The following is a 25330-nucleotide window of genomic DNA, read 5'->3' as shown; positions in this document are numbered from 1 at the left end:
ACAGCGCGGCTCAGAGCCGGCGGAAGCCCGGGTGCACCCCGGGGGTCAGTCCCTGGTCCGCGGCCACCCGGGTCAGCAACGCGTGCAGCGTGGCGCGGTCGTCGGCGTCGAGAACGGCCAGCAGATCGTCGTCGTGCGCGCGGGCGACCTGCCCGATCCGTGCGATCGCCCGCTCTCCCGCGGCGGTGAGGTGCAGGGCGTGCAGCCGACGGTCCTGCGGGTTGCGGCGGCGCTCCAGCAGGTCCCGCCCGGCGAGCTCGTCGACGACGGCCACGAGCCTGCTGGGCGGCATGCCGAGGTGGCTCGCCAGGGCCTGTTGCGAACGGCCCGGTCCGGACGCGACCGCCCGCAGCAGACCGGCCTGGGGCGGGGTGAGCTCGAGGGCGGCGACACGGTCGGCGAAGCGCGCCGCGGCGTGTGCCCCGAGCTGGGCCAGCAGGAACGCGGAACCGGCCCGCGGGGTCGTCGCCACGTCGAGACCGTATCACTTGACCAACGGTGTCGAACTGTAATCGTTCATATTTATAACGATTACGGGAGATGACGATGATCGACGACCACCGGACCGTCCCCGCGGGGCCGCCACTGCCCGTGCCCGCCGTCGCCTTCGCCGTGCTCACCGGCGTCGCCGCGGTGCTCGGCGCGGCCGGCCCCCGGCCGGACACACCGCCTGCCGAGGTCCTCGCGCTCGCCCGGGCCCACGCGGGAGCCATGGGGGCGGGATCGGCCGCCCTGCTCGGGTCGGCCATCCCGCTGGTCGTCCTCGCCGCGACCGCGGTCCGTCGCGTCGAACGGGCCGCGCCGTCCGCGCCCGGACCGCTCATGGCGCTCGCGGGCTCGGTGCTGGCCGCGGCGTCGCTCTCGGTGGCCGCACTCGCCGGCTGGGCCGGTGCCGTCGTCGCCCCGTACGGCGACGCCGTGCTCGCGAAACTGCTCGCTGCGGTTTGGTTCGGCGCGGGTGGACCCGGGTTCGTCGTGCCGCTGGGGCTGGTCCTGCTGGGTCTGGCGATCCCGGTGGTGGCGGGCGGGGGCGCGCCACGCGTGATCGGGTGGCTGGGTGTCGTCGTGGGGGTCTGCGCGCTGGCGACGGTCCTCGCCCCGGCCGCCCCCGTCCTCTACCCGCTGCTGCCCGTGGGGCGTTTCGGCGGGGTCGTCGTGCTCCTCGCCCTGGCCTTCACCCTGCGCGACCCCCTGCCGGGAGCCTCCCGATGAACCGTCCGTTCCGGTTCGGCGTGCTCGCGGCCGCTTCCGGTACGGGTGCGGAGTGGACCGGCCGGGCCCGCGCCGTCGCCGATCTCGGGTTCGCCGTCCTGCTCACACCCGACACCCTGGACACGCACGCACCGCTCGTCGCCCTGGCCACCGCGGCGGCCGCCGTCCCCGAGCTGCGGGTCGGGCCGTTCGTCCTGGCCGCGCCGCTGCGACCGCCGGACGCGGTCGCCTGGGAGGCCCGGTCCATGACCGCGCTCACCGACGGCCGGTTCGAGCTGGGTCTGGGGACCGGCCGTCCGGCCGCCGGCTCCGACGCCGAGCGTCTCGGGCTGCCCTGGGGCTCCGGCCGCGAACGCCTCGCCGCCCTGCAGGCGACGCTCGCCGCGGTCCGTGCCGGGGAGCGTGCCCACCAGGGCATGGTGCGCACCCCGCTCGTCGTCGCCGCCTCCGGTCCGCGAGCTCTCGCCGCGGCCGCCCGGGACGCCGACACCGTCGCCCTCGCGGCCCCACCGACGGCCACCCGGGAGCAGGTGGCCGCCATGGCGGCATCGCTGCGGGGGCACCCGGTCGAGATCGCCACCAGCCTGTTCGCCGTCGGTGACCGGCTCCCGCCGGACGCCGCACGGTGGGCCGGGCCGGACGCGGTGCGGATCCTGCGCGACCCGCGTTGCCCGGCGCGCCTGCGGGGCTCCGTCGCGACCATGGCCGGCGAGCTGCGCCGACGCCGTGACGAGTGGGGCGCGAGCTACGTCGTCGTCGGCGAGGCGTACGCGCGGGCGCTCGCCCCGGTCGTCGCCCGGCTCGCGGGGACCTGAGCGTTCACCACCACTCGACGTCGAGCTTCGACTCGATGTCGCGCACGTGGCGGCGGGCGCATGCCGGGCACAGCCTGCCGTCACGGCCGCGCTCGTCGCGGTCGGTCACCCAGCCCGCGACGGCGGCGACCCCGGCGTCGTCGGGACCGGGGGCGCCGCAGAGGCGGCAGGCGGGCGGCGTCACGCCCGCGATGGTGCTCCGGCGATCCGGTCGGTGTCGAGCGCCGCGCGGCGCCGGCCGACCCGGTCGGCGATCATCGCGCAGGCCATCAGCTGGATCTGGTGGAACAGCATGAGCGGCAGCACCACCAGCGCCCCGGCGGGGCCGCCGAACAGCACCCCGGCGATCGGCAGCCCGCTGGCCAGCGACTTCTTCGACCCGCAGAACACGATCGCGATGCGGTCGGCGTCGTCGAAACCGAGCGCGCGGGCGCCGAGCGAGGTCGCGACGAGCACCAGGGCGAGCAGCACCAGGCAGATCCCGAGCAGCACGAGCAGTGAGACCGGGGTGAGCCGCCCCCAGATCCCGGCGACGACGCCCTCGCCGAACGCGGCGTAGACGACGAGCAGGATCGACCCGCGGTCCACCAGCGACAGCCGCTTCCTGTGCCGGGCGACGAACCGGCCGATCAGCGGTCGTGCCGCCTGCCCGGCGACGAAGGGCACCAGCAGGCGCAGCGCGATGTCGCCGAAGCTCGACGCGTCGAACCCGCCGCTGGTGGCCAGCAGCAGCGCGGCCAGCACCGGGGTGAGGACCACCCCGAGCACGTTCGACACCGACGCCGCGACGATCGCGGCGGGCACGTTGCCGCGGGCGACGCCGGTGAAGGCGATCGAGGACTGCACGGTCGACGGCAGGCAGCTCAGGAACACGACGCCGGCGGCGAGCGGCGCGGGCAGCAGCCACTCCGGCAGCAGCAGCACCGACAGGCCGAGCAGCGGGAACAGCACGAACGTCGCCGCGAGGACGGTGCCGTGCAGCCGCCAGTTCCGCAGCCCGCCCAGCGCCTCGGCGGCGGAGAGGCGGGCGCCGTAGAGGAAGAACAGCAGGCCGATCGCGGCGGTGACGGCGACGTCGACGACCCCGACCGCCGCGCCGCGCGCGGGGAACAGCGACGCGACGCCGACGGTCACGAGGAGCAGCACCAGGAAGGGATCGGAACGGACTCGCACGGTGCCATCCTGCAAGCCGTCCGCCCATCGGGAAACCGGCTGATCACCATGACTGTGTCCGCGATCTATGATGACCGGGTGCTCGACCCCGTCCAGCTGCGGTCCTTCGCGGCGGTCGCGCGCGCCCGCAGCTTCACCCGGGCCGCCGCCACGCTCCGCGTCGGCCAGTCCACCGTCAGCCAGCACGTGCGACGCCTGGAGGCGACGGTCGGTCGCCCGCTGCTCGACCGCGACACCCACTCGGTGTCGCTCACCGTCGACGGCGAGGCGATGCTGGAGTTCGCCGCCACCATCCTCGACGCGGGTGACCGGGCGATGGCGCACTTCCGGGCGTCGCGGGTGCACGGCCGGGTGCGGTTCGGGGTGTCGGAGGACCTGGTCCTGACCCGGCTGCCCGCGGTGCTCGCGGACTTCCGCCGCCGCCACCCCGAGGTCGACCTGGAGCTGACCGTCGGCCTGGCCGGCGGGCTCGAACGCCGCCTCGACGCCGGGGAGCTGGACCTGATGTTCGCCAAGCGCCTCCCCGGCCCCGACGACGGCCGGCTGGTCGTCCGACGCGACCGGTTCGTGTGGGTCGGGGCGCCCGGGCTGCCCCTCGGCCCCGGTGACCCGGTGCCGGTCGTCGCCTATCCCCCGCCGAGCCTGTCGCGCACCGCCGCCGTCGGGGCCCTGGAGACGGTCGGGCGGCCGTGGCGGATGGCCTGCACCAGCGGCAGCCTGTCCGGCCTGCGGGCCGCCGCGCTCGCCGGGCTGGGGGTGCTCGCGCACGCCGCGACGCTGGTCCCCGACGGGCTGGAGGTCGTCGGGGACCGTGCCGGGCTGCCCGAGCTGGGCCCGGTCGAGCTGGTGCTCGCGCACGGGCGGCGGCGCAGCGACCCGGCCGAGGCGCTGGTCCGCAGCATCCGCACCGCCGACATCTCTCCGGAGTCGTGGACCCCTCCGAACGGCGGCTAGGGTCCCGAGCCGTGCGCCGCCTGCCGATCGTCCTGCTGCTCGCGCTGCTGGTCGCCGGATGCGGTGCGCCCGCGGCACCGGGGTCCCCGACGCCGGAGCGGGTCGCGTCGTCGCAGGTGCTGCGGGTCTGCTCGACCGGGGACTACCGGCCGCTGACCGCACTGGCCGCGGACGGCACCTGGTCCGGGATCGACGTCGACATGGCCCGCGACCTCGCCGCCGAGCTCGGTGCCCGCGCCGAGCTGGTGCGCACGACCTGGGCGACCCTGCTCGACGACGTCGTCGCCGGACGCTGCGACATCGCCGTCGGCGGCGTCTCGGTCACCCCGGACCGCGCGGAGCGGGCCGTGTTCACCGAGCCCTACCTGCGCGACGGCAAGACGCCGATCGTGCGCTGCCCCGACGTCGCCCGCTACGGCACGGTCGCCGACATCGACCGGCCGGGTGTGCGGGTCGTGGTGAACCCGGGCGGGACCAACGAGCGCTTCGCCCGGCAGACCTTCACCCGCGCGACGATCGTCGACCACCCGGACAACTCCACGATCTTCGACGAGATCGTGGCCGGCCGCGCCGACCTGATGGTCACCGACGCGATCGAGACCCGCTGGCAGGCCGCACAGCACCCCGGGGTGCTCTGCTCGGTGCACCCCGACGCCCCGTTCACCGCGTCGGAGAAGGCCTACCTGACCCCGGCCGGCGACCCGGCCTTCACCGGGCGCGTGAACGCCTGGCTGCGCACCGCCCGCACCGACGGCACCTGGGACCGCCTCGCCCGCCCCTGGCTCGGCTGAGCCGGGGTGTGACCGTCGGACCCCCGTGGGACGGTGCCGGCATGCGCATCGTGGTGACGACACCGACCGGCACCGTCGGCTCCCGGCTGCTGCGCCTGCTCGTGCAGGCCGGGGTCCGCCCGGTGGCCCTGCTCCGCGACCCGGCCCGGCTGCCCCCCGACCTCGCCGGGCTGGTCGAGCCGGTGGTCGCCGACCAGACCGACGCCGACTCCGTCGTCGGCGCCACGCTCGGGGCGGACCGGCTGTACTGGGTGAACCCGCCGGCTCCGTCCGGCACCGACCCGCTCGCCCACCAGTCAGCCTGCGCGGCCGTCGTCGCGGAGTCGTTGCGCCGCAACGAGATCGGCGCGACGGTGTTCCAGAGCAGCGGCGGGGCGGAGCTGCGGCGCGGGGCGGGGGACATCGACGGTCTCGCCGCGACCGAGCAGGCGCTCGACGCGACCGGCGCCCCGGTGCTGCACCTGCGGTGCGGCTACTTCATGTCGAACCTGCTGGTGTCGGCCGACGAGCTCGCCGGCGGGACGCTGTCGACGCCGTGGCCGCTCGACCACCCGCTGCCGTGGGTCGCGCCCGTCGACGTCGCCGCCGTCGCCGCGGTGCGACTGCTCGGGCCGGTGTGGTCGGGGCGGCTGGTGCAGGCCGTGCACGGACCCGCGGACCTCACGTTCGACGACGCCGCGGCGGTGCTCACCGGGGTCCTCGGCCACCCGGTCCGCGCGGTGCACCTGCCCGGCTCCGAGTTCCGGTCGATGCTGGCCGGCGTCGGCATGACGGCACCGGAGGTCGACGCGGTCGCCGGGATGGCCGAGGGCCTCTCGGCCCCCGGGTACGTCCCCGAGCAGCGCCGCGACGTGGTGTCGACGACCCCGACGACGCTGCGCGCCTGGATCGCCGAACACCTGCACCCCGCCCCCGCCTGATCCCGCACCGGCCCGTCGGCCCGGCGCCGCGCGGTCAGCCGGTACGGCGGCGCAGGTAGTCCGAGACCACCTCGGCGCCGAGGCCGTCGAGGTCGGGCTGCACCACCCGCCCCCCGGCGCGGCGCGCGAGCCGGTTCACGAACGACAGCAGCCCCGGGTCGTCGCCGAGCACGAAGAACGTGAACGCCGCGTCCATCCCGATCAGCCGGTCCAGCCCGTCGACGGTCGCCCGCAGCGTGTACGGGCTGGGCGGGTAGTCGAAGAACGCCTCGCCGTCGGGTTCCAGGTGCGCTGTCGGCTCGCCGTCGGTCACCACCAGCACCACCGGCGTCGCGTCGGGCCGGGCGGCGAGCCGCTCGCGGGCCAGCAGCAGGGCGTGGTGCAGGTTGGTGCCCTGCCGGTACACGCCCTCCAGCCCGATCAGCTCGGCCAGGTCCACGGTCTGCGCGTGCCGCCCGAAGGTGATCAGCGACAGGTCGTCGCCGCGGAACCGGGTCGAGATGAGCTGGTGCAGCGCCAGCGCGGTGCGCTTCATCGGCACCCACCGGCCCTCGGCCACCATCGACCACGACGTGTCGACCAGCAGCGTCACCGCGGCCCGGGTGCGCTGCTCGGTCTCGACGATCTCGACGTCGGACACGTCGAGTGCCCGGTCGTCGCCGCCGGCGCGGCGCAGCTGGGCGTTGAGCAGGGTCCGCGGCACCGACCAGGCCTGGGTGTCGCCGAACGCCCACGGCCGGGTCGCCCCGGTCGCGTCGCCCGCCGCCCCGGCACGCCGGGTGTCGCGCTGCCCCTGGCGCCCGGAGATCCGGTCGGCGACGTCGCGCAGCACCGACTGCCCGAGCGTGCGCAGCGCCTTGGGCGAGAGCAGCAGCGACCCGTCGGGGGCCCGGCGGAACAGGTCCTGGCGCTGCAGCTCGCGTTCGAGCTCGGCGAGGGTGCGGGCGTCGGCGGCGGCCTCCGGGCCGAGCATCTCGGTGAGCGCGTCGAGGTCGATGTCCTCCATCCGCGCCCCGGGGTAGCTCTGCGCCAGCTGCTCGGCCAGCGCGTCGAGCTGCCCCAGCTCCTCCATCGCGCGGGTCGCCTCGCCCATGCCCATCGGGTTCTCGCCGCGGAAGTCCCCCTCCCCCGACCAGTCCTCGCCCGGGCGCAGGCCCTGCAGCTGGGCGTCGAGGCGGGCCAGCGACTGCGACAGCCGCGGGTCGCCGAACGCCTGCTGGGCCAGCTCGGCCAGCTCGGCGCGCTGCTCGGCCGACATCGAGTTCATCATCCGCTGGGCCGCGGCGGCCCGGGCGGCGAGGGCGTCGACCAGCTCGTCGGTGTTCTGCGGGTTCTCGGGGAAGTGCTCCCCGTGGGAGCGCATGAACTCGGCGAACTGCTCGGTGGTGTCCTCACCGCGGGCGTGCCGGTCGAGCAGGTCGTTGAGGTCGTCGAGCATCGCGTTGATCCGCTCGCGAGCCGCACGGCCCTCGGGCGTGGCGTTCCGCCCCATCGATTCCAGGGCCTGCTTCATGCCCTCGAAGCGCTGGTCGAGCATCTCCCGGCCGAGCAGGTCGCGGATCTCCTGGTACGTCTCGCGGGCCTCGGAGGACCGCCAGTCGTACTCGCCCAGCTCCCGGACCGAACCGCCGGTGTCGGACGGCAGGGCGTCGAGCTGCATCTCGCGGAACCGCGCGTCGTCGGAGTCCTCGTGGCCCAGCGCCTCGCGCTCGGCGTCGAGCGCACGCTGCAGCAGCTCGCGGACCTCCTGCAGCGTCCCGTCGATACGGTTGTCGCGCTGCAGGTCCCGGCGCCGCTCCCACACCCGCCGGGTGAGGTCGTCGAGCCCGCGCCGCCCGTCGAGGCCGCGGCGGAGCAGCTCCTGCAGCGCCTGGCGCGGCGAGGAGCCCTCCATGACGTCGCGGCCGATCTGGTCCATCGCCGCGCGGATGTCGTACGGCGGCGCCAGCGGGTCGGGCCCGCCCACGTAGGGGCCGTAGGCGTAACGGCGGCGACGACGTCTCGGATCAGCCATACGACACCGTGTCACCGTCGTCGGAGGAGTCCTTGGCCAACTTGCGGGTCAGGAACAGGTACTCCAGCGCCAGCTCCGCGGCCGAGGCCATCGGGCCGGGATCCTCGGTGCCCGACGCGCCCAGCTTCGCGGCGATCTCGGTGAGCGCGTCGACCTGCGGCAGCGCGGCGACGACGTCCTTGGCCGGGATCCGCTCGCCGGTCCGGACCGGGCGGGTCGAGACCGCGACGGCGAGCTCGTCGAGGTCGACACCGCGCAGCGCGAACCGGGCGGTGTCGGCGGTCGCGCGGCGCAGCAGGTGCTCGAGCACCTCGTCCTCGCGGCCCTCCTCCCCCGACGCGAACTCGATCTTGCCGCGGAGCACCGCGGGAACCGACTCCAGGTCGACGGGCCGGGCGTAGGGGGTCTCCTCGCCGGTCAGCGCGGCGCGGCGCAGCGCCGCGGCGGCGACGGTCTCGGCCGCGGCCACGGCGAACCGGGCCGACACCCCCGAGCCCTGGTCGACCGCGGAGGAGTCGCGCAGGTGCCGGGTGAACCGGGCGACGACCTCGAGCAGGTGCCGCGGCACCTCGGCCACGAGGTCGGCCTCCTGCGCGACGAGCTCGACCTCGGGGGCCAGCTCCAGCGGGTAGTGGGTGCGGACCTCGGCGCCGAACCGGTCCTTGAGCGGGGTGATGATCCGCCCGCGGTTGGTGTAGTCCTCGGGGTTCGCGCTGGCCACGAGCAGCACGTCCAGGGGCAGCCGCAGCGTGTAGCCGCGGACCTGGATGTCGCGTTCCTCCATCACGTTGAGCAGCGCGACCTGGATGCGTTCGGCCAGGTCGGGCAGCTCGTTGATGGCGACGATGCCGCGGTGCGACCGCGGGACGAGCCCGAAGTGGATGGTCTCGGGGTCGCCCAGCGAGCGGCCCTCGGCGACCTTGACCGGGTCGACGTCGCCGATCAGGTCGGCGACCGAGGTGTCGGGCGTGGCGAGCTTCTCGGTGTAGCGGTGGTCGCGGTGCACCCAGGCGACCGGCAGGTCGTCGCCGAGGTCGGCGGCACGCCGGATCGAGGCGGGCACGATCGGCTCGTAGGGGTGCTCGCCGATCTCGGAGCCCTCGATGACCGGGGTCCACTCGTCGAGCAGGCCGGCCAGCGAGCGCAGCAGGCGGGTCTTGCCCTGGCCCCGCTCACCGAGCAGGACGAGGTCGTGGCCGGCGATGAGGGCCCGCTCCAGCTGCGGGACGACGGTGTCGTCGAAGCCGACGATGCCGGGCCAGGGGTCGCGGCCCTCGCGCAGGGCCGCCAGGAGGTTGTCGCGGATCTCGTGCTTCACGGGGCGCTGCAGGTGACCGGACGCACGCAGCGCACCGACGGTACGGGGAAGGTCAGGTGTGACGGGCACGATCTCCACGCTACGCCCGGTTCCGGGGCGCAGCGCGCCGTCGCGGAACCGTGTTCCGCGGACCGGACTAGAATCTGTCTGTCTGTACAGATAGTTTGTCGGGCATGGCCGATCCCACCCCCGACGGGCGACGACGACGCGGCGCCGACACCCGTCGTGCGCTGGTGCGGGCCGCCGTCGACGTCGTCACCGCGCACGGCTTCGACCGGCTGACGCTGCGCCGGGTCGCGGACCGCGCCGGCGCCTCGGCCGCGTCGGCGACCTACCACTTCGGCACCGTCGACGCGCTGCTGGAGGCGGTCGCCGCCGAGCTGGAGCACGACGCCGTCGCACGGCTGGGCGAGCTGACCCGCCGGGCACGCTCCGGCGAGCTGACCCTGCTCGACGCCTGCACCGCCTACCTGGTCGACCTGCTCGGCCCCCGCCGTGCGGTGTTCCTGACCATGCTGGAGCTGCGCGTGCGCGTCGCCCGGGGCCACGGCGGCACCGCCACCGGCCCGGCCGCCGCGGAACCCGACGCGGCCCTGGTCGACCTCATCCAGGACCACGTCGGGAACCGGGAACGGGCCCGCGAGCTGTTCGCCGGGGTCTTCGGGCTGTCCGCGCTGGCCGTGTTCGCCCCCGGCCCGCCGACCGGGCCCGAGCTGCGGGCCCGGATGGCCCGGCTGCTCGCCGGAGCCGGGCTCGCCCCCCACGACGAGCGCGACACCCCGCACGACACCCCGCACCAGACCCAGGAGGACCGGTTCCCGTGACCGCCACCCGACCGCCCGGCGCGCCCGACCGGGACGCCCTCGCCGCCCGCTTCGGCGCCCGGCGGGCCGACCTCGCGCTGCGGGCCCGGACCGCGGGCGACCCGCTCGCCGACGCCGTCGTCGCCGAGATCCGCGCGGCCGGCCGCGACGGCGGCCGCGCGCTCACCGCGGCGCTGCAGCGGGGCGTCCGGGACGGGCTCGCGTCGCTGACCGACCCCTCCCCCGCCGTCGCGGCCCTGCTCACCTCGGCCGAGTCACTGCCCGCGGGCACCGACCCCGCGATGCTCGACACCGGGATCCGGCCGATGTTCACCGCGCCGCCCGCGGTGCACACCCTGTCGCTGTCGGCCGGGGCGCTGCTGCGCACCTACGGCTCCCCGTCGATCGCGGTGCTGCTCGGCACCACCGGACGGCTGGTGGAATCCGCCGAGCGCCGCCTCACCGAGACCGGCACCTGGCTGCTCGCCGCCACCCTGCCCGGCGGCATGCGTCCCGGCAGCCCCGGCTACGTCGGCACCCTGCAGGTCCGCGTGCTGCACGCCCACATGCGCGTGCTCGCCCGCGACCGCGGCCTCGACGAGGCCGTGCACGGCACCCCGGTCAACCAGGTCGACCTGGTCCGGACGTGGCTGGACTTCACCCTCGTCTCGATGCGGGCCGAGGCGACGATCGGGTTCGGGCTCACCCCCGCCGAGACCACCGAGGTCTACGCCTGCTGGCGGCTGCTGGCCCACCAGCTCGGCATCGACCCCGAACTGGTCCGCGACGTCACCTCGCACGCCGACGCCGAGGAGCTCGACGCACTGGTCACCGCCGTCACCGGACCGCCCGCCCCCGAGTCGCGCGCGCTGGCCGGGGCGCTGGTCGGGGCCGTCGCCGCGCTGCTCGTCCAGCCGCTGCGCCTGCCCGTGCCGCAGGGGCGCCGCCTGCTGCAGGCACTGGCCCGGCGCTTCCACGGCGCCGCGGTGACCACCGGGCTGGGTCTGCGGCGCAGCCCCGGGTGGGAGGTGGGCGTCGCCGTCCTGGGGCGGGTGATCGCGGTGCAGCGCCGGTGGGTGCGGCGCAGCCCGGCGTCGCTGGAAGCCGCGCGGGTCCGCAACGTCGCCGCCACCCGGGCGCTGCTCGCCGACGACCGCGGCGGCCCGTCCCTGTTCGAGACGCACGGGGCCTGAGGTCAGGCCGGGTCCTCCCACCAGCGCGGGGACAGCCCGGCGGCCACGACGGCCGCGGTCAGCGCGTCGCGGCGCCGGTCCGGCCCGACCAGGACCAGGCCGCCGCCGTGGCCCAGCGCGGCCGCGACCCGATCGGCGGGCTGCAGGTGCAGTCCCGGCCCGAGGTCCGGCGAGCCGAGCTGCGGGTAGGTGTCGGCGACGGCGAGCAGCGGCCCGCCCGGCCCGTCCCGGCGCCCCCACAGCGCGACGACGTGCGCGGTCGACCAGTCCGGCCCCGGCCGCGCCCCGGCGTCGAGATCGGCGACCGGGGTGCCCGCGGCGCCCAGCTCACCGGTCGAGAGCGACACCAGGAACCCGATCGGGCCGTCGCCGGTGACCGCACCGAGCAGCTCCCCGAGCCGGTCGCCGGTCCAGTCCCCGGCCGCCGGGACCGCCGCGAGCGACTCCCCGGAGAACTCCTCGACCGCGCGTCCGAGACCGGCGACCGGGGTGCCCGCCCGCTCGTCGTCCGCGGCGACCGGCAGGCCCCGCAGGTAGTCGGCGTCCGCCGGCGCACCGGGCGGCCGCGACGACATGTCGTCGCCGGCCCGCACGCGGGTGCCCGCCGCGTGGGCGAAGGCGGCCACGGTCGGTGCCGGCAGCGGCGAGAGCGCGGCCACGAGCAGCCGGGCGACGAACGGACCGGCCAGCTGGTCGGGCTGGGGCAGCGACGCAGCGTGGACCCGCAGCAGCGGCTCCGCCCCGGGGAACGCATCGACCAGGGCGGGCGCCGGGGTGCTCACGGGGCGACCAGCAGCCACACCGGTACCGCGACCAGCGCGACCGCGACCAGCCGGATCAGCCCGTGCACGACGCGCGGCAGCGGGACGGGCGGCGCGGTGACCCGGTCGATGCGGGCCTCCAGCGCGTCGGTGAACGACGACAGCGCCGCCGCCGGCGCGGACCCGCCGATGGCCTTGAGCGCGGTCGCCAGCTCGGTGGGGTCGCACAGCCTGCGGGCGACGTCGTCCGCCCGCATCTCGATCAGCCGGGCCACCGCGAGCTGGGCGTGCACCATGCCGCGCACGAACGGCGCCGTCGCCCCCCACGCCACGAAGGGCAGCACGACCAGGTCGTGTCGTTCGCGCAGGTGCGCCCGCTCGTGCGCGAGGACGGCGACGACACCGGCGGTGTCGAGCGCCTCCAGTACCCCGGCCGACACCACCAGCCGGGAGCTGCGCCCGGGCAGGCAGTACGCGACGGGGGCGGGGTGGTCCAGGACGCGGGTACCGGAGGCGTAGGGCCAGGGCGTGGCGAGCACGTCGAGCAGGTCGCGGTGGCGGCGGCGGGCGCGCAGCGTCCGCACGGTGGTGATCACCAGGACCGACAGCAGTCGCACCAGCACCCCGACCGCGATCAGCAGCGCCCCGACGTGCAGCGGGTCCATCCGGTCCGGCCACTCCCCCGCCGACACCGACGCCGCCAGCGCGGCGGCCGCCGACGGCAGGCTGTGCCCCATCGGGGAGAGCCCGTAGGCCAGCCCCGCGCCGAACAGCGAGATCCCGCCGCCGAGCCCGACGGCCTGCCACAGCAGCAATGCGCCGACGGGGTCGCGGCCGGGCCAGCTCGCCCGCGCCAGCGCACGGCTGACCGGCTCGGCGAGCAGTACGCCGAGCAGTCCGAGTCCGAGCGCGGTCAGCTGCATCGCGTCACATCGTCGCGGAGAGCGCGGCTCGGCGCCGCATTACCCCCGCGACCGGACAGGGTCGTCGACCGTCCGGCGCTCAGCCGAGCAGGTCACGCAACCGGGACCGCTCCTCCTCCGACATCGAGCCGAGGAACCGTGCGAGGGCGGCGCCCCGGTCGGACGCGTCGTCGAGCGCGTCGGTCATCAGCTCGGCCACGTGGTCCTCCCGGCTGGCCACCGGGCGGTAGTGGTGGGCGCGTCCGTCGCGGATGCGCTGGACCAACTGCTTACGCTCGAGGCGCCCGAGGACGGTGAGCACGGTCGTCGTGGCCAGGTCGCGGTCGGAGAGCTGGTCCTGCACCTCACGGGCGGTCATGTCCCGGTCGGTCTCCCAGAGGACGTTCATGACCGCCCGCTCCAACTCGCCCAGACTCGTCACGAAGGCCATCCTACGCGAACCATTCTACCTCGCGTAGAAACCCCACGGGAGATGGCTCACACCGGACGCGTCGTCAGTGGACCTGCACCTGGTCGCCGACCTGGAGGTAGCCGAACCACTGGCGCGCATCGGCATCGGTGAGCTTGACGCAGCCGGCCGAGGGGGTGGCGAGGTCGCCCTGGTGGAAGGCGATCCCGCCCTGGGCGAAGAACACCGACCACGGCATCCGGGTCAGCCGTTCCCGGCTGGTCCACTGCTCGGCCTTCCACTGCACGGCGAAGGTGCCGGTCGGCGTGGGGGCCTCGGGGTCGCCGGGACGCATCGCGACCGGCCCGGCGACGACGTGACCGGCGTCGACCAGCCAGGTGGAGCGGCTCTCCAGGTCCACGCAGGCCCGCGCCGAGGACGTGCACGGAGTGCCCGGGACGAGCTCGCCGGTGGCGACCTGCCGGTCGGTGGGGGCGGGCTGCTCGGACGGCTCGGCCAGGGCGGGACCCGCCACGAGCCCGGCGGTCAGGGCGCCGGTCAGCGCGACGCCCGCCGCGAGGAGCCCGGCGGTCCGGCTCCGTCCCCGTGCGCGCATCCGTCCGCTCCTCCGCCGGGCCCGGCGGGCTCGACGTCCTCGGCCCGCCCGGACCGACCGGACGCGCTGCGCAGCCGGTCGGTTCCGGACGGTAGCCCGACATGATCTTGACCTGAACGGGCCACCCTCATACGTCCGATCGGCGGTTGGCAGGGTGCGCCGGACGGTCGTTGCGGCGTCCAGTACCTCCGGTCAGCGGCCGCGGAACACCGGCGTGCGCTTCTCGATCCGGGCGGCGCGGCCCTCGGCGATGTCCTCGGCGGCCCAGCAGCCGCGGAACTCCGCGGTGAGCCCGTCGACGACGGCCGGGTCGGGGTGCCCGCCGCGGCCGAACGCGTCCACCGAACGCTTGTTGTAGGCCAGGGTCAGCGGCGCCATGGTGGCGATGTCGCGGGCCAGGGCGAACGCGGCGTCGCGGTCACCGAGGGTGTCGGCGAGGCCACGGGCGTGCGCGGTGGTGGCGTCGACGGTGGCGCAGGCCAGCAGCAGGCTACGGGCCGTGCCGCCGCCGGCGATCTGCACGAGGCGCTCGATCGTCCACGGGTCCACGGCCAGCCCGAGCCGCGCGGTCGGCAGCCCGAACACCGCCTCCGGGGCGGCGACCCGGAGGTCGCAGGCCAGGGCCAGCTGCAGCCCGCCGCCGATCGCGGGCCCAGTCACCGCGGCGACGGTCGGCATCGGCAGGTCGGCGACCGCGTGCAGCCCGGCGTAGAGCGCGTCGAGGAACTCGTCGGTGTAGACCTCGCCGAAGTCGGCGCCGGAGCAGAACGCCGGCCCGTTCCCGGCGACGACGACCGCCCGCGCGCCGGCCGCGCGGACCTCGGCGGCGGCGTCGACCAGCTGCCGGCAGGTCGCGATGTCCAGGGCGTTGCGGCGCTCGGGGCGGTTCAGCTCGATCAGACCGACGTCGTCGTGGGTGCTCACGGAGATCACGGGCGGACCCTAACCCGCGGCACCGGACCCGTCCGCGTGACCGGCGCCGCGCCCGGCGGGCGCGGGCTCGCTCCAGGTCCGGCCGCACAGCTCCCGGGCCAGCCCGACGGCGAGCTGGTCGATCCGGCGCAGCAGCCGCGCCGCGGCCAGCCGGCGCGTCCGCTCGGTCCCGGCTCCGGCAGCGGCGGCGGACCGCGACGCCGCGTCCGCCTCGGCGGCGTCGAGCAGCTCCTCCGCGGAGCCGACGCCGTAGTCGGCGGGGCCCGCGCCACTTGGGTGCTCGCGCCGGTCGGCGGGGCCCCAGCCGTCGTCGAGGATGCGGCGCAGGCCGTCGAGGTCGGCACGGACCCGTGCGGCCGCGGGCTCCAGGGTCGCGGCCCAGCCGGGCACCGACGCGGTCGCGGCCTGCGCGGCGAGCTGGCGGGTGTAGTGGTCGACGGCGCCGACGACCCGCACGGTGTGGTGCACCCCGCGGCGCAGCGGCCTGCGGGCGACGGGGTGCTGCAGCGGCACCGCACGGGTCCGCACGGTGGCCACCGCGGTGTCGACGGCGCGGGCCTTCTCCAGCGGGTCACCGGCGCCGGGGCGGCCCAGCGCCGCGTCGACCGAGGTGCGCAGGGAGACGTCGACGGCGGTGAGGGCGTCGTCGAGGGCCTCGGCGAAGGCCGTGCGCGAGCGGGTGGGCAGGATCAGGTAGGCGGCGAGCATGCCCAGCGCGCCGCCGACGACGGTCTCCTCGACCCGCAGCACCAGGGTCTGCACGCTGAACTGGCCGATCACACCGTAGAGCAGCGCCAGCACCGCGGTGATCCAGAACGCCATCATCGCCTGCGAGATCCGGACCAGGTACAGGGCGAGGAACACGCAGACGAACAGCAGCGCGAGGCTGGCCACGACGTCGCCGCCCACCAGCAGCGCCAGCAGCATCCCGGCCACGACACCGCCCGCGGTGCCCACCGCGCGGGCCCAGCCGCGGCTCAGGACGTCGCCGCGGCTGGCGGTGCCGGCGAACACCACGAACGCGGCGATCACCGCCCAGTACCAGCGGGCCGGGGAGATCAGCTCGCCGACGACGATCGCGAGGCTGGTGGCGACCCCGACCTGCACGGCCTGGCGGGTGTGCAGCGCGAGCCCGCCGAACCGGTCCCGGCCCGCCGGGGTCCCCCCGGTGGTGTCGGCGGACGGGACGGGGTCGCCGCCCGCGGTCTCCCGGTCGGTGTCGTGGTGCTCGGCGATCCGCAGCCGGGCCTGCTCGACGGTGGTCTGCATCGCGTCGGCGAGCCGGACGACGGCGAACCCGATCCGCTGCTCGCGCGCGGCGGGCCCGACCCCGGCAGGCCGGTCCACGACGTCGGCGACGGCGGACCGTGCGCCGTCGTAGAGGCGGGCGGCGATCGCGCCGGGCGTCCCGACGGCGGTGGCCGCGGCGAGGGCCCGCAGCCCCTCGGCCAGCCGGGCGCGGTCGTCGTCGGGGATCGGGTCGTGGTGCTCGACCGACCGGCGGACCGACATGGCGACCCGTTCGGCCGCCAGCTCGGAGTCGATGATCCACTGCCGCAGGCCCGCGACGGGACCGGCCGCGGCGCCGGGGCCGTCGTCGGTGTCGTCGTCGGTGTCGTCGAGCCGGTCGGCCACCAGCAGCGCGGTCTCGTTGAGCCGGGCCTGGGCGCGCACCAGCGGGTCGAGGTCGGGCTCACCGGCGGTGGTCTCCACCGCCTCGACGGCGGTGAGCAGCAGCGCGTGCAGCCGCGCCTCGAACGCGCGGAACAGCGCGTCCAGCACGGCCTCGGAGCGGCGGGTGAACACCAGGCAGCGCAGCAGGAAGGTGCTGCCGATGCCGATCACCACCCCGGCCAGCAGGAACGGCAGCTCGCCGGTGCCGGCGTGCAGGAACTGCACGAAGAAGAACGGCATGAACGCCGCCATGCCGAGCGCGACCCCGCGCGGCCCGTACCGCCGGACCGCGACGGCGACCATCATGACCACGACGAACACGACGTCGGCCGCGACCCGGTTCGTCGCCAGCAGCGCGGACAGCGTCGCCGACGCCGCGGCGGGCAGGACCATCAGGGCGGTGGTGACCCGCCGCCGTCGCAGGTCGTTCTCGTTCACCGCCAGGTTGCTGATCATCGCCAGCACCACGGAGAACAGCACGATCGTGACCGGCTGCCCGGTCAGGGCACGCAGCACGTTCGCGGCGACCGCGGCCAGCAGCATCGCCGCCGTCGCGACCGAGGCCAGGTGCAGCCGGGTGTGGCCCGGGTCGACCGCGGCCACCCACGTCCGCAGCTCGCCCCACCGGGCCGGCACCGGCAGGCGTCGTCCCCGCTCGACCGTCCCCGTCACGGTGCGAGTCTGACACGCACCGTGGTCCGGAGGTCCCTACCTCAGTTGGTGGTGCGGGCCTGCGGCGGGAGCGACCCGGTCGGCACCGGGTTGGTCGCCCCCGGGATCGGCTGCGAGGTGGGCCGGGCGACCCGGATGCCGAGCACGTCACCGGCGGCCGCGGCCATGGCGCGCATGCCCTGGGCGTTGGGGTGCACCGGCGCGGCGGGCGAGGTCGGGACCAGGCCCTCGACCCACTTCACGCCGGGCAGCGTGCAGGCGTCGTGGCCGATGGTCGGGGTGTAGGTGTCGACGTAGTCGACACCGGCGTCGCGGGCGGCGTCGGCCAGCATCGCGTTGAGCTTCTTCTCGGTCTCGCGCAGGTAGGCGGTGTCGCCCGGGCTGAACGGGATGACCGGGTAGCAGCCGGGACCGGTGTCCGGGAGGATCGACGGGTACCCGACGACGGCGACCCGCGCGGCAGGCGACCGGTCGCGGACCTTCGCCAGCACGTCCGAGACCTTCGACTCGGTGCCGTCGATCCGCTCGGCGAGCTGATCGGTGCCGCCCGCGGTGTAGAAGTCCTTGCAGGCCGCGCCGAACAGGTTGGCCGAGGAGCGGCGCACGCACTCGGTGATGATCCCGGAGAAGCCGATGTCGTTGCCGCCGACGGTCAGGGTGACCAGCGATTCGGAGCCGTCGAGGGCGTCGAGCTGCGGCGGGTTCGGGCCGGCCTGCACCTGCTGGGGGGCCGTCATGTCCTCGGTCGTCGCGCCGCTGCAGGACACGTCGGTGAAACGGCCGATGCCCGCCGAGCGGGCGAGCACCGACGGGTAGTTCTGGTTGGAGCGCAGGCACCCGGACGGCGTGCCCTGCTGCACCGGGACCAGCGGGCCCGCGGCGTAGGAGTCGCCCAGGGCGACGAAGCGCCCGACCGGGGCGGTGTCGAGGTTGCGCGCCGACAGCGTGGTCTCGGCGAACGTGGTCGGCGCCTCCGCCTGCGCGGGCGCGAGGGCGCTCATCCCCGCCGAGCTCAGCAGGGTCATGGTCGCCACGGCGAGCCACCGGGACGGACGGGGACGGCGCACGGGCTCTCGGACCTCCGGTCGGACGGTGCCGGCGCGGGCACGCCGGTCCTGACCGACCAACGATCATCGTCGCCGGCCGGTTACGCCCCGTTCGGCGCACGTGACGGGCCGGGTGCGACCCGGCCCGTCACGCACCGTGGGCCGGGCTCGCTCGGTCGGTGAGCCTGCGCAGCGACGGCGGCGCCACCAGACGGTGCCGCAGCGCGGTCGCGTCCCACAGCTCCGGCTGCGACGGCATCGACGCGAGCCGGCCGGCGGCGACCGCGCCGGGATCGTCCATCGGCTCGCGGACGCCCGCGAGGAAGGCCCACTCGTGCTCCTCGCAGCCGATGTAGACCCCGCGCCCGCCGGTCTCGCCGAACACCGCGGCGAAGCGCTGCCAGGCCGAGCGCAGCGTCGCGTCCCGCCACACCGCCGGGCTGCCCGCCTGGAACACCAGGACCCCGCCGGGGGTGAGCCGCTGCGCGCAGGCGCGGACGAACTCCTCCTCGTAGAGCCGGTTGATCTGGGCGTCGGGCTCGTCGGGGCGCTCGTCGGGCAGGTCGACGACCACCAGGTCCCAGTGCTCGCCGGAGTCCAGGACGAACTGCCGCCCGTCGCCGTAGGTCAGGTGCACCGGGCCGTCGCCGCGCTCGGCCGCGGCGAGGGACTCGGGGGTGTAGCCGTAGGGCAGGTGCTCGGCGCAGATCCGGACGGCCTCGGCGTCGATGTCGACGTGGTCGACCCGGCTCGCACCGGCCGCGACCGCCATCTCCGACGCGACGCCCTCCGAGGAGCCGACGACCAGCACCCGGTCCAGCTCGCGGGCCAGCAGCGCACCCGGCCACACCAGCGCCTCGTGGTAGGTGAGCTGGGTGTGCTCGGTGGACTGGCGCTCGTCGTCGCAGAAGAGGGTGACGCCGTGCGCGGTGTCGGCGACGACGACGTGCTGGAACCCGGTGTGCGCGACGTGGTGGACGCGGCCGAGGTCCCAGCGCCGGGTCAGGCCGGGCGAGATGGGCTCGGTGACGGTGCGTGGGGCGCCGCCGCGGTCGACGACCTGCAGTGCGGTGTCGGTCGCGCCGACGCGGTCGGCGAGGCGGCGCACGGCGTCGACCGGGTCGGCGCTCTCGCCGCAGGTGAACACGTCGACGTGCATGCCGCCGTGCTCGGGCCAGGTGTGGATCGAGGCGTGCGACTCGGCCAGGACCGCGACGACGGTCGCCCCCTGCGGCTCGAACCGCTCGACGACCACCTGGCGGACCTGGGCCCCGGCCTCGGTCAGCGCGGCGGTCAGGTCGCGGCGCAGGCGGTCGCCGTCGTCGAGGATCTCGGGGGCGATGCCGCCGAGCTCGGCCAGGACGTGCCTGCCGACCGGTGACGACGTGCTGGGCAGCGCGGGTGCGCCCGTCCCGAGCCCGACGGCCGGATGCAGCTCTCCGGCCGCGGCGGCGGGCACGGACATGATCGGCGAGGTGGAGGATGACACGTCCGGACACGTTAACCGGGATGTGGGAGCGACGCCCCCTCCCCCGCGACGATCACCGCCGGCGGGCCGAACCCGTTGAACCCGACCGAGGCGTAGCTCGAGGTGTAGGCGCCGGCCCCGAGCAGGTCGACGACGTCGCCCGCGGCCAGGTCCAGCGGCAGCGCCACCGGGGTGCGGCGGTAGACGACGTCGTCGCCGTCGCAGGTGGGGCCCGCGACGACGACCGGTCCGCACGGGCCGGTGCGCCCGGGCACGCGCAGCGGGTAGGCGATCGCCTCACCCTCGGTCTCGGCGAGGCCCTGGTAGCGGCCGACGTCGAGGTAGACCCAGCGGCGGTGGTCGACGCCCGGGCGGCGGGACACGCGCAGCACCCGGGCACGCAGCACCCCGGCCGGGGCGACCAGCGCGCGGCCCGGCTCCAGCAGCAGCGTCGCGCCGTCCACGTGCCCGGCGTCGACGGCCGTGGCCACCGCCGTGCGCACGGCCGCGGCGTAGTCCTGCGCGGGGGCGACGGCGGCGCGGTAGGCCACCGGCCAGCCGCCGCCCAGGTCGAGCTCGGGGCGGCGCAGCCCGGCCCGCCCGGCGGCCCCCAGCGCGAGCGCGACTGCCCCGGCGTAGGTGGCGGGGCGGGTCTGCTGGGACCCCGCGTGGAAGGTGACCCCGGCCGCGACGAGGCCGCGGTCCGCGACCCGGTGCAGCAGCGCGACGGCGGCGTCGGGCGGCGCCCCGAACTTGCCGTGGAACGGCGTCGCCGAGCCGGTGTCGTCGACCGAGAGCCGGACCTGCACCCGGGCGCCGGGGACCTCGGTGGCGAGGGCGTCGACGTCCTCGGCACTGTCGGTGACGAACCGGGTGACGCCGTCGCGGGCGGCCCGGGCGGCCGCACCGGGGCCGCGCACCGGGTTCCCGTGCTGCAGCGCCGCCGGGTCCGCCCCGGCGGCCAGGCACAGGTCGATCTCGGCCTGGGAGGCGACGTCGAACCCGGCCCCGGCCGCGACGAGGGCGCGCAGCACGGCGGGCTCCGGGCAGGCCTTGACGGCGTAGAGGATGCGGGCGTCGCCGAACGCCGCGGCCAGCGCGCGGTACCGCTCCGCGGCGACGGACGGGTCCAGCGCCAGGTACGGCGTGGGACGGTCGGTGGCGAGCAGCTGCTCCAGGCCGGGGCTCAGGTCGGGCACGTGGTGATGCTCTCCCCGGGCGACCCACCCGCACCGGCCGGGGTCTGATCTAGGTTCGGACGATGACCGCACCGAAGCCGCAGCGCCGCGGCCGGAAGATCGCGATGACCTCGGAGGAGGTCACCGCCTTCCTCGACGCCGAGCGCACCTGCCGGGTCGCGACCAACGGCGTGAACGGCCCGCACGCCACCCCCCTCTGGTACCTGTGGGACGGCGAGGCGCTCTGGCTGACCTCGCTCTCGCGCTCGCAGCGCTGGGCGGACCTGCGGCGCGACCCGCGGATCGCCGTCGTCGTCGACGCCGGGCACGACTACGCCGAGCTGCGCGGGGTCGAGCTGCGCGGCTCCGTCGAGGTCGTCGGGGAGGTGCCCCGCACCGGCGAGCCGAACCCGGAGCTGGAGCGGGTCGAGCAGGCCTTCGCCGCGCGCTACACCGGCGACCAGGTCGTGATCGACGGACGGCACGCGTGGCTGCGGCTGCGCCCGGAGAAGATCACCAGCTGGGACTTCCGGAAGATGTGATCGCCGGGCGTGAGGGGTCCGGTGCCGGATCCGGCACCGAACCCCTCACCCGTGACGATCACCGGGTTCGGGCCGGGTCAGGGCCGCCCGGTCACCAGGGGCCAGAGCCCGTCGGCGCCCGCGTCCAGCGCGGCCGCCCCGACCCGGTCGTTCCAGTACGCCTCGTCGCCGTCCTCGTCGCGCCAGGCCCAGAGCCGGGTCGTGACCAGCCGCAACGCGTGCTCGCGGGTGAACCCGATCGCCCCGTGCACCTGGTGGGCGATCCGCGCGACGGCCGTCGCCGCCTCCGAGCAGCGGGCCTTCGCCGCGGCGACGGCGAACGCGGTCTCCGGGGCACCGAACCCCGCGCGCCGCGCGGTCGAGGTCGCGGCGGCGGAGGAGGCGGAGGCGGCCGCGACCTCGGCGCCCGCCTCGGCGAGCATCTGCTGCACGGCCTGGAAGCGGCCGATGGGACGACCGAACTGGGTGCGCTCCCCGGCGTAGGCCACCGAGCGGGCCAGTGCGCCGCGGGCCGCGCCGGCGAGCAGCAGCGACCGCGCCAGCGCCGCCCGCAGGGTCAGCTCCGCAGCCGCCCCGGCGGGGGCGGTGCCGGTGGCGAGCGGCGTGACCGCGTCGAGGGTGAGGCCGTCGCGGGGCTCCTCGGCGAGGTTGGCGCCCTCGGTGACCTCCGCCGCGCGCGCGTCGAGTACGAGCACCCGGTCGCCGTCGAGGACGACGACCGCGGCGAGCGAACGCCCCCACGGCACCCGGGCCAGGGCCGCCGACACCGTGCCGCCGGTGCCGCCGCTGCCGGTCACCGTGCCCCCGGCGGTCCCGGCGGGGCGGTCCCCGCCGGTCGCGTCGGTGACGACGGCGGCGAGCGGTCCGTCCGGCACGGCGAGCCCGGCGGCGCGGGCCAGCCACCCGGCGAGCAGATCGGTCTCGGCCAGCGGCAGGCGGGCCGCGTCGGCGCCGGCGACCTCCAGCAGCACGGCGGCGTCGTCGAGGGTGCCGCCGGTGTCCGGGTCGGTCAGCGAGGTCAGCCCGGCCCCGGCGCACGCCGTCCAGGCCGCGGCGTCCAGGCCGGTGCCCTCGCGGTCGTCGGACCCGGCGGCGAGGATCGAGGCGGCCAGGTCGGCGAGGTCGGTGTTGCGGGCCATCAGCGCAGTCCCATCCCCCGCGCGACGATGCCGCGCAGGACCTCGTTGGTGCCGCCACGCAGGGTGAACCCGGGCGCGTGCAGTACGGCGTCGGCGAGCAGCCGGGCGAACCCGGACTCCGCGCCGGGGTCCGGCGGGATGTCGACCAGGAGCCGGGCGGCGTCGACGATCTCGTTCTCGTAGCGGGTACCGAGGTCCTTGACCAGGGCCGCGGCCAGCTCGGGGGCCCGGCCGGACTCCAGCGCCCCGGCCACGGCCAGCGACATCGCCCGCAGCGTCCACAGCCGCGACACCAGCGACCCCACGCGACGACGGGTGCCGGCGTCGGCGCCGCCCGCCCCGACGAGCTCGCCGACCAGCGACGCCAGCAGCGGGTACGTCGACAGGAACCGCTCCGGTCCGGAGCGCTCGAACGCGAGCTCGCCGGTGACCTGGGCCCAGCCGTTGCCCGGCTCGCCGAAGACCCGCGCGTCGGGGATGAACACGTCGTCGAAGCGGACCTCGTTGAAGTGGTGCGCCCCGGTGAGCAACGGGATCGGGCGGATCTCCACCCCGGGCGAGTCCAGCTCCACCAGGAACTGGGACAGCCCCGCGTGCCGGTGCGCGTCGTCGCGCGGTTCGGTGCGCACCAGCGCGAAGAACGCATGCGCGTGGTGCGCCCCGGAGGTCCACACCTTGGTGCCCGACAGCCGCCACCCGCCGTCGACGCGGGTCGCCCGGGTCCGCACCGACGCCAGGTCGGAGCCGGAGTCCGGTTCGGACATCCCGATGCCGAAGTACACCTCGCCGCGGGCGATCCCGGGCAGGAACGCGCGACGCTGCTCCTCGGTGCCGTGGCGCAGCAGCGACGGCCCGATCTGGCGGTCGGCGATCCAGTGCGCGGCCACCGGGGCGCCCGCGGCGAGCAGTTCCTCGGTGACGACGTAGCGCTCCAGCGCGGTCCGGCCGTGCCCGCCGTACCCGGTGGGGATGGTCATCCCGAGCCAGCCACGCTCCCCCAGCCTGCGGGAGAACGACTCGTCCCAGCCGGAGAGCCACACGTCCGCGCGCGGGGTCCAGCGGGCGGCGCCGCGCTCGTCGTCGAGGAAGGACCGGACCTCGGCCCGCAGGTCCGCCAGCCCGGCGGGGAGCTCGACCGGGTCGGGCACGAGCTCGGGCAGGGCCGCTACCGGTGTCGATGTCGCTGCCACGGGCGTCATCATGACCCAGCCCCGCCGGCGCCGCGGTGTCTACGGGCCGACTCACCGGGGTACGTTCCGGGCATGACCACCAATGCTGACGAGCGCAGGGTGCTGGATGCCGTCCCCACCGGCCTGTTCATCGGCGGCCGGTGGCGGCAGGCGGAGAACGGCGCGACCGCGAAGGTGGAGGACCCGGCCACCGGAGAGGTGCTGACCGAGGTCGCCGACGCCTCGCCCGCCGACGGCATGGACGCCCTCGCCGCCGCGCACGCCGCCCAGCCCACGATCGCCGCGATGCCGCCGCGGGAGCGCAGCGAGATCCTGCGGCGCGCCTACGACCTGCTCCACGAGCGGATCGACGACCTGGCCCTGCTCATGACCCTGGAGATGGGCAAGCCCTTCGCCGAGGCCAAGGGCGAGGTCGTCTACGCCTCGGAGTTCCTGCGCTGGTTCTCCGAGGAGGCCGTGCGCATCGACGGCGGCTACCAGGTCGCCCCGAACGGCCAGACCCGCTTCCTCACCATCCGCCAGCCCGTCGGGGTCTGCGTGTTCGTGACCCCGTGGAACTTCCCGCTGGCCATGGGCACCCGCAAGATCGCCCCGGCGGTCGCCGCCGGCTGCGCGTCGGTGATCAAGCCCGCACCGCAGACGCCGCTGACGATGCTCGCGTTCGCGCAGGTGCTGGCCGACGCCGGCCTGCCCGACGGCGCCCTGAACGTCATCAACGCCACCGACGCCGGCGCGGTGATGGAGCCGATCCTGCGCGACGGCCGCGCCCGCAAGATGTCGTTCACCGGGTCCACCCCGGTCGGGAAACTGCTGCTGTCCCAGGCCTCGGACAAGGTCATGCGCTCGTCGCTGGAGCTGGGGGGCAACGCCTCGTTCATCGTGCTCGACGACGCCGACGTCGACTCCGCCGTCGAGGGCGCCATGATCGCCAAGATGCGGAACATGGGCGAGGCCTGCACCGCCGCGAACCGGTTCTACGTGCAGCGCGGCGTCGCCGAGGAGTTCACCGCGAAGCTCGCCGAGCGGATGGGCGCGCTCACGGTCGGCCGCGGCACCGAGGAGGGCGTGAACGTCGGCCCGCTGATCGACGCCAAGGGCCTGGACAAGGTCGCCGACCTGGTCGCCGACGCCGTCGCCGCCGGCGCCTCGGTCGCGATCGGCGGGAAGGCCCAGGACGGACCGGGCTACTTCTACCCGCCGACCGTGCTCACCGACGTTCCGGTGAACTCCCGGCTCAACCATGAGGAGATCTTCGGCCCGGTCGCGCCGATCACCGTCGTCGACAGCGCCGACGACGCGCTGGCCGCGGCCAACGCGACCGAGTTCGGCCTGGTCAACTACGTGTACACGCGGGACCTGAACCGGGCGCTGCACATCGCCGAGAACCTCGAGAGCGGCATGATCGGGCTCAACACCGGTCTGGTGTCGAACCCGGCCGCCCCGTTCGGCGGGGTCAAGGAGTCCGGGCTGGGCCGCGAGGGCGGCGACGTCGGCATCGACGAGTTCCTCGAGACCAAGTACGTGGCCATCGGCTACAGCGGCTGACCCCCACGCACGACCGAGGGCCCCGGCGCCGTACGGCGTCGGGGCCCTCGTGTGTCGCGGGT

At 75.9% G+C, this 25330-nt stretch carries 25 protein-coding genes; 9 read left to right on the top strand and 16 right to left on the bottom strand.

The window, feature by feature from the left end; genetic code table 11:
* Window positions 1-10: 10 nt before the first annotated feature.
* Complete coding sequence (locus tag WHI96_RS04220) at window positions 11-472, bottom strand: MarR family winged helix-turn-helix transcriptional regulator (RefSeq protein ID WP_345650669.1); 462 nt, start codon at window positions 470-472, stop codon at window positions 11-13.
* A gap of 68 nt (window positions 473-540) precedes the next feature.
* On the opposite strand from WHI96_RS04220, the gene WHI96_RS04215 reads away from it, so the two are divergent.
* Both WHI96_RS04215 and WHI96_RS04210 read left to right on the top strand, forming a co-directional pair.
* Window positions 541-1212: a DUF4386 domain-containing protein gene (locus WHI96_RS04215; protein ID WP_345650666.1), complete on the top strand. Its 672-nt coding sequence runs from the start codon at window positions 541-543 to the stop codon at window positions 1210-1212.
* Window positions 1209-2027, top strand: coding sequence for an LLM class flavin-dependent oxidoreductase (locus WHI96_RS04210; protein ID WP_345650663.1), 819 nt, complete (start codon window positions 1209-1211; stop codon window positions 2025-2027). Before WHI96_RS04215 ends, WHI96_RS04210 begins: the two co-directional genes overlap by 4 nt.
* Before the next feature lie 4 nt (window positions 2028-2031).
* Here the strand turns inward: WHI96_RS04210 and WHI96_RS04205 are convergent, their stop codons facing one another.
* Both WHI96_RS04205 and WHI96_RS04200 read right to left on the bottom strand, forming a co-directional pair.
* On the bottom strand, window positions 2032-2211 hold the full coding sequence (locus tag WHI96_RS04205) for a hypothetical protein (RefSeq protein ID WP_345650660.1): 180 nt from the start codon (window positions 2209-2211) through the stop codon (window positions 2032-2034).
* Window positions 2208-3200 carry a bile acid:sodium symporter family protein gene (locus WHI96_RS04200; RefSeq protein WP_345650657.1) on the bottom strand — a complete coding sequence of 331 codons (993 nt, stop codon included), beginning with the start codon at window positions 3198-3200 and terminating at the stop codon, window positions 2208-2210. Before WHI96_RS04200 ends, WHI96_RS04205 begins: the two co-directional genes overlap by 4 nt.
* A gap of 78 nt (window positions 3201-3278) precedes the next feature.
* On the opposite strand from WHI96_RS04200, the gene WHI96_RS04195 reads away from it, so the two are divergent.
* From WHI96_RS04195 to WHI96_RS04185, 3 genes are read left to right on the top strand one after another with little or no spacing between them, the layout of a single operon-like run.
* Window positions 3279-4154: a LysR family transcriptional regulator gene (locus tag WHI96_RS04195; protein WP_345650654.1), complete on the top strand. Its 876-nt coding sequence runs from the start codon at window positions 3279-3281 to the stop codon at window positions 4152-4154.
* A gap of 11 nt (window positions 4155-4165) precedes the next feature.
* Window positions 4166-4945 carry a transporter substrate-binding domain-containing protein gene (locus WHI96_RS04190; RefSeq protein WP_345650651.1) on the top strand — a complete coding sequence of 260 codons (780 nt, stop codon included), beginning with the start codon at window positions 4166-4168 and terminating at the stop codon, window positions 4943-4945.
* A gap of 41 nt (window positions 4946-4986) precedes the next feature.
* Window positions 4987-5865, top strand: a complete 879-nt coding sequence (locus WHI96_RS04185; RefSeq protein WP_345650648.1) for an NAD(P)H-binding protein — start codon at window positions 4987-4989, stop codon at window positions 5863-5865.
* A 34-nt stretch (window positions 5866-5899) separates the two neighbouring features.
* Here WHI96_RS04185 and WHI96_RS04180 read toward each other — a convergent pair whose 3' ends face one another.
* A complete protein-coding gene (locus WHI96_RS04180; RefSeq protein WP_345650646.1) occupies window positions 5900-7879 on the bottom strand; it encodes a vWA domain-containing protein in 1980 nt (659 codons plus the stop codon).
* A complete protein-coding gene (locus WHI96_RS04175) occupies window positions 7872-9266 on the bottom strand; it encodes a sigma 54-interacting transcriptional regulator (RefSeq protein WP_345650643.1) in 1395 nt (464 codons plus the stop codon). The genes WHI96_RS04180 and WHI96_RS04175 overlap by 8 nt, the downstream gene beginning before the upstream one ends.
* A gap of 104 nt (window positions 9267-9370) precedes the next feature.
* Here WHI96_RS04175 and WHI96_RS04170 point away from each other — a divergent pair, with 104 nt between their 5' ends.
* Both WHI96_RS04170 and WHI96_RS04165 read left to right on the top strand, forming a co-directional pair.
* On the top strand, window positions 9371-10021 hold the full coding sequence (locus WHI96_RS04170; RefSeq protein ID WP_345650641.1) for a TetR/AcrR family transcriptional regulator: 651 nt from the start codon (window positions 9371-9373) through the stop codon (window positions 10019-10021).
* Window positions 10018-11193 carry an oxygenase MpaB family protein gene (locus tag WHI96_RS04165; protein ID WP_345650638.1) on the top strand — a complete coding sequence of 392 codons (1176 nt, stop codon included), beginning with the start codon at window positions 10018-10020 and terminating at the stop codon, window positions 11191-11193. The genes WHI96_RS04170 and WHI96_RS04165 overlap by 4 nt, the downstream gene beginning before the upstream one ends.
* Before the next feature lie 2 nt (window positions 11194-11195).
* Here the strand turns inward: WHI96_RS04165 and WHI96_RS04160 are convergent, their stop codons facing one another.
* The 9 genes from WHI96_RS04160 to WHI96_RS04120 all read right to left on the bottom strand — a co-directional run bounded on the left by WHI96_RS04160 (window position 11196) and on the right by WHI96_RS04120 (window position 20873).
* Complete coding sequence (locus WHI96_RS04160) at window positions 11196-11975, bottom strand: DUF6885 family protein (protein ID WP_345650635.1); 780 nt, start codon at window positions 11973-11975, stop codon at window positions 11196-11198.
* Window positions 11972-12877 carry a M56 family metallopeptidase gene (locus WHI96_RS04155; protein WP_345650632.1) on the bottom strand — a complete coding sequence of 302 codons (906 nt, stop codon included), beginning with the start codon at window positions 12875-12877 and terminating at the stop codon, window positions 11972-11974. Before WHI96_RS04155 ends, WHI96_RS04160 begins: the two co-directional genes overlap by 4 nt.
* Window positions 12878-12956: 79 nt before the next feature.
* The gene (locus WHI96_RS04150; RefSeq protein ID WP_425571674.1) at window positions 12957-13298 is read right to left on the bottom strand and encodes a BlaI/MecI/CopY family transcriptional regulator; all 342 of its coding nucleotides are present in this window, start codon (window positions 13296-13298) and stop codon (window positions 12957-12959) included.
* Between the two features lie 73 nt (window positions 13299-13371).
* Window positions 13372-13881 carry a L,D-transpeptidase gene (locus tag WHI96_RS04145; RefSeq protein WP_345650626.1) on the bottom strand — a complete coding sequence of 170 codons (510 nt, stop codon included), beginning with the start codon at window positions 13879-13881 and terminating at the stop codon, window positions 13372-13374.
* A gap of 192 nt (window positions 13882-14073) precedes the next feature.
* Window positions 14074-14814: an enoyl-CoA hydratase gene (locus tag WHI96_RS04140; protein ID WP_345650623.1), complete on the bottom strand. Its 741-nt coding sequence runs from the start codon at window positions 14812-14814 to the stop codon at window positions 14074-14076.
* A gap of 9 nt (window positions 14815-14823) precedes the next feature.
* The gene (locus WHI96_RS04135; protein ID WP_345650620.1) at window positions 14824-17160 is read right to left on the bottom strand and encodes an FUSC family protein; all 2337 of its coding nucleotides are present in this window, start codon (window positions 17158-17160) and stop codon (window positions 14824-14826) included.
* A 41-nt stretch (window positions 17161-17201) separates the two neighbouring features.
* Window positions 17202-18185 carry an SGNH/GDSL hydrolase family protein gene (locus tag WHI96_RS04130; protein WP_345650617.1) on the bottom strand — a complete coding sequence of 328 codons (984 nt, stop codon included), beginning with the start codon at window positions 18183-18185 and terminating at the stop codon, window positions 17202-17204.
* Between the two features lie 169 nt (window positions 18186-18354).
* A complete protein-coding gene (speD, locus tag WHI96_RS04125; RefSeq protein ID WP_345650614.1) occupies window positions 18355-19695 on the bottom strand; it encodes an adenosylmethionine decarboxylase in 1341 nt (446 codons plus the stop codon).
* A gap of 11 nt (window positions 19696-19706) precedes the next feature.
* A complete protein-coding gene (locus tag WHI96_RS04120; protein WP_345650612.1) occupies window positions 19707-20873 on the bottom strand; it encodes a type III PLP-dependent enzyme in 1167 nt (388 codons plus the stop codon).
* Between the two features lie 62 nt (window positions 20874-20935).
* On the opposite strand from WHI96_RS04120, the gene WHI96_RS04115 reads away from it, so the two are divergent.
* Entirely contained in the window at window positions 20936-21394 is a 459-nt protein-coding gene (locus tag WHI96_RS04115) for a pyridoxamine 5'-phosphate oxidase family protein (protein WP_345650609.1), read from the top strand.
* A 77-nt stretch (window positions 21395-21471) separates the two neighbouring features.
* Here the strand turns inward: WHI96_RS04115 and WHI96_RS04110 are convergent, their stop codons facing one another.
* Both WHI96_RS04110 and WHI96_RS04105 read right to left on the bottom strand, forming a co-directional pair.
* Window positions 21472-22533, bottom strand: coding sequence for an acyl-CoA dehydrogenase family protein (locus WHI96_RS04110; protein ID WP_345650607.1), 1062 nt, complete (start codon window positions 22531-22533; stop codon window positions 21472-21474).
* Window positions 22533-23732, bottom strand: a complete 1200-nt coding sequence (locus WHI96_RS04105) for an acyl-CoA dehydrogenase family protein (RefSeq protein ID WP_345650856.1) — start codon at window positions 23730-23732, stop codon at window positions 22533-22535. The genes WHI96_RS04110 and WHI96_RS04105 overlap by 1 nt, the downstream gene beginning before the upstream one ends.
* Before the next feature lie 63 nt (window positions 23733-23795).
* Between WHI96_RS04105 and WHI96_RS04100 the strand changes: the two genes are divergently transcribed.
* On the top strand, window positions 23796-25268 hold the full coding sequence (locus WHI96_RS04100) for an NAD-dependent succinate-semialdehyde dehydrogenase (RefSeq protein WP_345650604.1): 1473 nt from the start codon (window positions 23796-23798) through the stop codon (window positions 25266-25268).
* Window positions 25269-25330 lie beyond the last annotated feature (62 nt).

Origin of the sequence: Pseudonocardia tropica (genome assembly GCF_040105315.1) — a bacterium.
GTDB lineage: Bacteria > Actinomycetota > Actinomycetes > Mycobacteriales > Pseudonocardiaceae > Pseudonocardia > Pseudonocardia alni.
The sequence above is the reverse complement of the archived record's forward strand: the minus strand, read 5'-3'. Positions and strand labels throughout refer to the sequence as shown.